The following is a 3,881-nucleotide window of genomic DNA, read 5'->3' as shown; positions in this document are numbered from 1 at the left end:
CTTTCAGCTTGGCCAACTGCGCCGCATCGGTGCTGCTGTGTACCGAGTTTTGGCGACCCATCACACGGTCGAAGGCATTGCCGCTTTTTTCGGCATCACGGGCAATGCGGTTGAGGTCGCTGCCGTTGCCGCCGACTGTTTTGCCTGTGCCCATGCTTTGCTGTGCGGCACGCCAGTCTTGCAACTGCTGCTGCATCTCGCGTTTTTTCGCCTGCAGGGCGGCGATAAAGCCTTCGAGCTCTTTTTCTTGTGCGGCACAATCGGCAATGGTGTTTTCCAAGATGGGCAGACGCGCTTCGATGTCCATCTGTTCGGCGATACCCGCTTCGGCAAGATCATCGCGACCGGCATCTACGGCGGCTTGCAGATTGGCATCGATGGCTTCGTGGCGGTTGCTTTCATCGGCCATTTTCTTGGCGGCAAGATGTTTCTGTGCCAACACTTTGCCCAATTCAGCACGCACTTCATCTACTGCGCGCTCAATTTCGCGGATGCTTTCGTTCATTACCGCTTCAGGCGCGAGGTTTTCCGCCGCATCAATCAGGGCATGAAAACCGCCGCTTACCAGACGGCCTACTCGGCGGGATAGGGTTTCGCTCATTTGGATTTTCCTTTCACTAAAATGTGTTTGTTTCATTTGGTATGGCGGCAGCCTTAAATTTCATTTGCCTGCTGCACAATCTTTGCCAGTTTCAAAGTATTTTCAAGCTGTTGCAGCACGGTATCGTCGTATGCCGCGCCTTTGCCGGTTACGGCGAGTTGCAGGATGCTGTCGGTAAGGCGGACGATGCGCCACATCAGTTCGCGCTCGTATTTTTTCAAATCGTCTAGGTCAGCTTCTGCTGGCAGATCGGCGGCGAGTGTTGCGCCTAAGTCGGGCAGTTGTTCAAACAGCCTCGCCACGATATGCGAATGCACTCCAGCCTGTTTTTCAGCGTGCAAGATTTCGTGTTTTGCTGGTTGGAAAAACTGCTCTTGCGCCGTCAGTGCAGAGCCGTAATCGCGTGTCTGCGTATGCGCCAAGCGCGCCAGCTTGAGCAATTCGCGGATTTTTTCAGACGCTGTATTCGCACCTTCAATTTTGAGTTCGGCAATAAAATCAGCATCTTCCTGAGTGATGCGCACACTAATTGGGATACGGTTCGTTGCATTCATATTCGTCTGCTTTGATTTGTATTCATTTGAATACAAATATACAAGATGGGATTCTGAGGCGCAATACCTGAAACCGTATATTTATGTAAACATCAGGCTGTCTGAAACTTGATTTTCGGTTTTCAGACGGCCTTTTCCTTTATAATCCGTACATTATTTTCATACACACAGCAGGTTCTCCATGTCCAACAAACCCACACTCCTTCTCGTTGACGGCTCTTCTTATCTTTACCGCGCCTATCATGCCATGGGGCAGAATTTGTCTGCGCCCGATGGTGCGCCGACGGGGGCGATGTATGGTGTGTTGAACATGCTGCGCCGGCTGCGGGCGGATTATGTGCATGAATATTGCGCGGTGGTGTTTGACGCTAAGGGCAAAAATTTTCGCCACGAGATGTTCCCCGACTATAAGGCGACGCGCCCGCCGATGCCGGACGATTTGCGCCCTCAGGCGGAAGCCTTGCCGGATTTGGTGCGCCTGATGGGCTGGCCGGTATTGGTGATTCCGCAGGTGGAAGCGGACGACGTTATCGGCACTTTGGCTAAGATGGCTAGCGAAGCAGGGTGGAACGTGGTGGTATCTACCGGCGATAAGGACATGGCGCAGTTAGTAAATGAGCGCGTGACACTGGTGAACACGATGAGCGGCGAAACGCTGGATATTGAAGGCGTGAAGGAAAAATTCGGTGTGCGCCCCGACCAAATCCGCGATTATCTCGCGCTGATGGGCGACAAGGTGGACAACGTGCCGGGTGTGGAAAAATGCGGCCCGAAAACTGCGGTGAAGTGGCTGGAAGTCTATGGCTCGCTGGCTGGTGTGATGGAACACGCTGCCGAAGTCAAAGGCAAGGTGGGAGAAAACCTGCAAGCTGCTTTGGAACAACTGCCGCTGTCGTATGATTTGGTAACGATTAAAACCGATTTGGATTTGCACACCGAGCTTTCAGACGGCCTCGAAAGCCTGCGCCGTACTACGCCTAAATGGGCGCAGCTGGTTGTCGATTTCAAACGCTGGGGCTTCCGCACTTGGCTGAAAGAAGCGGAAAGCCGTATGCACGAAGCGGTGGACGGCGATTTGTTCGGCAGCGATACGATAGGCGAACAGGCGGCGTTGGACATGGAAACGTCGTCTGAAAAAATCATAGAACATGCCCCCGCCCCCGAAAAGTTGGATTATCAAGCCGTTACCACCGAAGCGCAGTTTGCCGCTTTGTTGGACAAACTGGCGCAGGCGGACACAATCGGCATCGATACGGAAACCACTTCCCTAGACGCGATGAACGCCGCGCTGGTCGGCATCAGCATCGCGTTCCAAGCAGGCGAAGCGGTTTACATCCCCGTAGGACACAGCCTGACTGCTGCGCCCGAACAACTTGATTTGCAAGAAGTATTAGGCCGTCTGAAACCGCATTTGGAAAATCCTGCCCTGAAAAAAATCGGGCAAAACCTCAAATACGACCAACACGTTTTCGCCAACTACGACATCGCCCTGAACGGCATTGCCGGCGATTCCATGCTTGCTTCCTATATCATCGAGAGCCATCTCGGACACGGCTTGGACGAATTGTCCGAACGCTGGCTGGGCTTGGAAACCATTACCTACGAATCGCTGTGCGGCAAAGGCGCGAAACAAATCGGTTTTGCCGACGTCGCTATCGGGCAGGCGACCGAATACGCCGCACAAGACGCAGATTTTGCCCTGCGCCTCGAAGCGCACCTGCGCGCGCAAATGGACGACAAACAGCTTGAAATGTATGAAAAAATGGAGCTGCCTGTTGCGCAAGTATTGTTTGAAATGGAACGCAACGGCGTACAAATCGACCGCGCCGAACTCGCCCGCCAAAGCGCAGAACTCGGCGCCGAACTGATGAAGCTCGAACAAGAAGCCTACGCCGCCGCAGGCCAGCCGTTCAACCTCAACTCGCCCAAACAGCTTCAAGAAATCCTGTTCGACAAAATGGGCATCCCCACCAAAGGACTGAAAAAAACTGCCAAAGGCGGCATTTCCACCAACGAAGCCGTGCTCGAACAGCTCGCGCCCGATTATCCATTGCCCAAAATCATCCTGCAAAACCGCAGCCTGGCAAAACTCAAATCCACTTACACCGACAAACTGCCCGAAATGATTTCGCCCAAAGACGGTCGCGTGCATACCACCTACGCTCAAGCCGTCGCCATTACCGGCCGCCTCGCCAGCAACAACCCCAACCTGCAAAACATCCCCATCCGCACCGCCGAAGGCCGCCGCGTGCGCCGCGCCTTTACCGCACCGCAAGGCAGCGTCATCGTTTCCGCCGACTATTCCCAAATCGAGCTGCGCATCATGGCGCACCTCTCCGGCGACAAAACCCTGATTACAGCGTTCCAAAACGGCGAAGACGTACACCGCCGCACCGCCGCCGAAGTGTTCGGCATTGCCCCTGAAAACGTCTCGTCCGAACAACGCCGCTACGCCAAAACCATCAACTTCGGCCTCATTTACGGCATGGGCCAATACGGCCTCGCCAAATCATTGGGCATCGACAACATCTCCGCCAAAAACTTTATCGACCGCTACTTCGCCCGCTATCCCGGCGTCGCCGAATACATGCAGCGCACTAAAGAACAAGCCGCCGCGCAAGGCTTCGTCGAAACCCTGTTCGGCCGCCGCCTCTACCTGCCCGACATCCACAACAAAAACGCCAACGCCCGCGCCGGAGCCGAACGCGCCGCCATCAACGCCCCCA

3 protein-coding genes are annotated in these 3,881 nt (G+C 54.7%); 1 reads left to right on the top strand and 2 read right to left on the bottom strand.

From position 1 onward, the window contains the following. Both ACTHUE_RS12505 and ACTHUE_RS12500 read right to left on the bottom strand, forming a co-directional pair. Window positions 1-601, bottom strand: a 601-nt coding sequence (locus ACTHUE_RS12505; RefSeq protein WP_440423617.1) for a PspA/IM30 family protein, incomplete at its 3' end; no start/stop codon positions are given. Between the two features lie 53 nt (window positions 602-654). Then, complete coding sequence (locus ACTHUE_RS12500; RefSeq protein ID WP_107768670.1) at window positions 655-1,155, bottom strand: hypothetical protein; 501 nt, start codon at window positions 1,153-1,155, stop codon at window positions 655-657. Between the two features lie 181 nt (window positions 1,156-1,336). Between ACTHUE_RS12500 and polA the strand changes: the two genes are divergently transcribed. After that, window positions 1,337-3,881 (top strand): DNA polymerase I (gene polA, locus ACTHUE_RS12495; protein ID WP_440423616.1); only part of this gene is annotated, 2,545 nt, incomplete at its 3' end.

Source organism: Neisseria sp. P0021.S005 (assembly GCF_051956955.1).
Note: the sequence above shows the minus strand (reverse complement) of the source record. Positions and strands in the feature narration are given on the sequence as shown.

What these genes read in the sequence shown, in the direction of transcription:
- ACTHUE_RS12500 (WP_107768670.1), bottom strand. Translation starts at nt 1,155, where the DNA reads ATGAATGCAACGAACCGTATCCCAATTAGTGTGCGCATCACTCAGGAA.